At 59.0% G+C, this 3,488-nt stretch carries 5 protein-coding genes and 1 pseudogene; all 6 read left to right on the top strand.

All coding sequences use genetic code 11. The annotated features are described in order from the left end of the window. Positions 1–120 (top strand): annotated as a pseudogene (locus EN939_RS39305) (3-deoxy-8-phosphooctulonate synthase); the annotation flags it as partial. Positions 121–216: 96 nt separating this feature from the next. After that, positions 217–420, top strand: coding sequence for a dodecin family protein (locus EN939_RS25725; RefSeq protein ID WP_013531476.1), 204 nt, complete (start codon positions 217–219; stop codon positions 418–420). Positions 421–505: 85 nt separating this feature from the next. Next, positions 506–871, top strand: a complete 366-nt coding sequence (locus tag EN939_RS25720) for a PRC-barrel domain-containing protein (RefSeq protein ID WP_127270592.1) — start codon at positions 506–508, stop codon at positions 869–871. A 374-nt stretch (positions 872–1,245) separates the two neighbouring features. Further along, complete coding sequence (gene eno / locus EN939_RS25710; protein ID WP_127270590.1) at positions 1,246–2,520, top strand: phosphopyruvate hydratase; 1,275 nt, start codon at positions 1,246–1,248, stop codon at positions 2,518–2,520. A 162-nt stretch (positions 2,521–2,682) separates the two neighbouring features. Then, positions 2,683–3,006: an FtsB family cell division protein gene (locus EN939_RS25705; RefSeq protein WP_127270588.1), complete on the top strand. Its 324-nt coding sequence runs from the start codon at positions 2,683–2,685 to the stop codon at positions 3,004–3,006. A 193-nt stretch (positions 3,007–3,199) separates the two neighbouring features. Continuing rightward, positions 3,200–3,488, top strand: a 289-nt coding sequence (locus EN939_RS25700; protein ID WP_245473171.1) for a thiamine pyrophosphate-dependent enzyme, incomplete at its 3' end; no start/stop codon positions are given.

The following is a 3,488-nucleotide window of genomic DNA, read 5'->3' as shown; positions in this document are numbered from 1 at the left end:
ACCCACCAGGATCCTGACAATTCGACCTCGTCGGATGGTCCGAACATGCTGCCGTTAAAGGACATGCCAGCCCTGCTCGAGCGGCTGATGGCATTCGACCGTATCGCCAAGGGCCTCTAAGGCCGGACGCATACCCTGCCGACCGCCGGCGCTTGTGGAAGGCACGAGCCGGCTATACGCTTGCCTTGCAACTGAGCGTTTTGGCAGGAGGAAGCCATGTCCGTCGCCCGCGTCACCGAAATCACATCGTCGTCGAAGAAGAGCTTTCAGGACGCCATCGAACAGGGAATTGCGCGCGCCTCGAAAACCCTGAAGAACGTCGAGGGCGCCTGGATCCAGGACCAGAAGATCGTCGTCCAAGACGGCAAGATTGTTGCTTATCGCGTCAATATGAAGGTTACCTTCATCCTCGCGGAGTGACCGGGCGTCGCCGAAAAGTCGGGAACCTTCGCCCGCGCCCCTCATTGTCCAAGTATGGTTCTAAACCACAATGAGGAGCACAATCATGACAACCCAGACAGGTCACACCCAAGCCATCGCCGCCTCACGGGTCATCGGTACATCGGTCTACAATACCGAAGGCACGAGCATCGGAAGCATCGAGGATGTGATGCTCGACAAGATGACGAACGGCATCATGTTCGCGGTGATCGGTTTTGGCGGCTTCCTCGGCATTGGCGAAAAATATCACGCCATTCCGTGGGCGAGCCTCGACTATGATGAGGACAAGGGTGGCTATGTCGTGCCGTTTTCCAAGGAACAACTCAGGGCGGCGCCTGCCTATTCGATCAACGAATTGAGCGGGGCGGATGGCGAGGCGGCGCGCGACGAATCTTACAATTACTACAAGGTCACGCCTTACTGGCATTGACAGCAACGACAAAGCGGCCCCGTCGAGAGACGGGGCCGCTTTGTATTCTGGCTTATTCGCTGACGTGTAAGGGGGCCATCGCCTTCGGCGGCGACTGCTGATTGTCGCACGACGTCAGGAATGCCGCCGCGATCAGGAACAGACTCACGATACCACTCAACTGGGACATGGCGAAACTCCTCCTGTTTCGCCCCGCGCGCTGCACCTTAACCGGAAGTCAGCCGACCGTGCATGACTTATGATGACAGCGATTTGCGCTTCGTGAATCGTTCAGAGGCTGATGCCGCGGCAATAATTGCCGGCCGGCCGATTGCCTTTTGCAGCACTTTGGCTAAGACGTGCGGCATTCTTCAGATCAATCGAGGACATCGCAAATGACCGCCATCATCGACATTGTCGGGCGTGAAATCCTGGACAGCCGTGGAAATCCGACCGTCGAGGTCGATGTCATTCTCGAAGACGGCTCGATGGGCCGCGCGGCGGTGCCGTCGGGTGCTTCGACCGGCGCCCACGAGGCCGTCGAACTGCGCGACGGTAGCGCCCGCTATCTCGGCAAGGGCGTGCTCAGGGCCGTCGAAGCGGTGAACGGCGAGCTGTTCGAGGCCATCGGCGGCATGGAAGCCGAAAACCAGATCCATATCGACCAGACCATGATCGAGCTTGACGGCACGCCCAACAAGAGCCGGCTTGGCGCCAACGCCATTCTCGGTGTGTCGCTGGCGGTGGCCAAGGCGGCCGCCGATGCCGCCGGTCTGCCGCTGTACCGTTATGTCGGTGGCACCAAGGCGCATCTCCTGCCGGTACCGATGATGAACATCATCAATGGCGGCGCGCATGCCGACAACCCGATCGACTTCCAGGAATTCATGATCCTGCCGATCGGCGCGCCGACGCTGCGCGAAGGTGTCCGCTGGGGTTCGGAAATCTTCCATACGCTGCGCAAGAAACTGAAAGACGCCGGCCACAACACCAATGTCGGCGACGAGGGCGGCTTCGCCCCGAACCTGAAAAGCGCGCCGGTGGCGCTCGATTTCATCATGGAATCGATCGAGCAGGCTGGCTTCAAGCCGGGCGACGAGATCGCGCTCGGCCTCGATTGCGCCGCGACCGAGTTCTTCAAGGACGGCAACTACGTCTATGAGGGCGAGAAGAAGACGCGCGATCCCAAGGCCCAGGCCAAATACCTGGCCAAGCTTGCCGCCGACTATCCGATCATCTCGATCGAGGACGGCTTGGCCGAGGACGACTGGGAAGGCTGGAAGTACCTGACCGACCTGATCGGCAAAAAGACGCAGCTGGTCGGCGACGACCTGTTCGTCACCAATACGGCGCGGCTGCGCGACGGCATCCGCATGGGCGTTGCCAATTCGATCCTCGTCAAGGTCAACCAGATCGGCTCGCTGACGGAAACGCTCGACGCCGTAGAGACCGCGCACAAGGCCGGCTACACTGCCGTCATGTCGCACCGCTCGGGCGAAACCGAGGATTCGACCATCGCCGATCTCGCGGTTGCCACCAATTGCGGACAGATCAAGACAGGCTCGCTGTCGCGCTCCGACCGCATGGCCAAGTACAACCAGCTGATCCGCATCGAGGAAGAACTCGGCAAGCAGGCAAGCTATGCCGGCAAGTCGGTGGTCAAGGGCTGATCCAGAAACACCGGCTCATCGATACCGGACAAAAGGGCGGGAGCATTCCCGCCCTTTTTTGTTTCGACGCCGCCCAACAGGACACCCGTAACCGTCCGTTAAGCACAATCGGGCGAAAAAGATCGTGAGCCGCCTGAGTTCGCGGCCGCGAGGATTTGGATCATGTGGACGCGTCAGCACAAGCAGAGAAACACCGGCCGACTGATCATTCCCTCGCTTTGCGTGGCGTTCCTGGCCTATTTCGGCTTTCACGCCTATCACGGCGAATTCGGCATCTATTCGAAATATCAGCTGGAAGCCCAGACGGTGGCGCTGCAAGGCCAGCTCGATGTGATCAAGGCGCGCCGCATGGAACTCGAGCGCCGCGTTCGGTTGATGCATGAAGGCACGCTCGAAAAGGACATGCTCGATGAGCAGGCACGCAAGGCGCTCAATCTGTCCCAGGCTGACGAAATCACCATTATGTTGCCGACCTCGTCGAAATAACTGATTTCAAGTTAATCATCAATATTTTCAATGATTTTAATCGCTTAGGCGCATGCCAGCTATGCAAATTCGGCATGGCGCAACGCTTTGACGCGTGTTAGCCTCCCTTAAATCGGTGGGGAAGAGCTGATCTCCCCAGAGCAGATTTCATCTGCTCTAATGTCCACAAAGAGACGCCAACAGGGAGTGATGCATGGCCACCGCCGCCAGAAAAGCGCCTGCCAAATCCAAATCCGACGGCAAATCGGGGCTTTCGGCCCCCAAGCCTGCCGAATTCACCAAGGACGAAGAGCTTGCCGCTTACCGGCACATGCTGCTCATCCGTCGTTTCGAGGAAAAGGCCGGCCAGCTTTACGGCATGGGTTTCATCGGCGGCTTCTGCCACCTCTATATCGGCCAGGAAGCGGTCGTCACCGGCATGAAGATGGCACTGATCGATGGCGATCAGATGATCACCGCCTATCGCGACCACGGCCACATGC

Origin of the sequence: Mesorhizobium sp. M7A.F.Ca.CA.002.05.1.1, from assembly GCF_003998335.1 — a bacterium.
In the GTDB taxonomy this organism is placed as follows: Bacteria; Pseudomonadota; Alphaproteobacteria; order Rhizobiales; family Rhizobiaceae; genus Mesorhizobium.
This window is presented reverse-complemented; position numbering and strand designations above follow the sequence as displayed.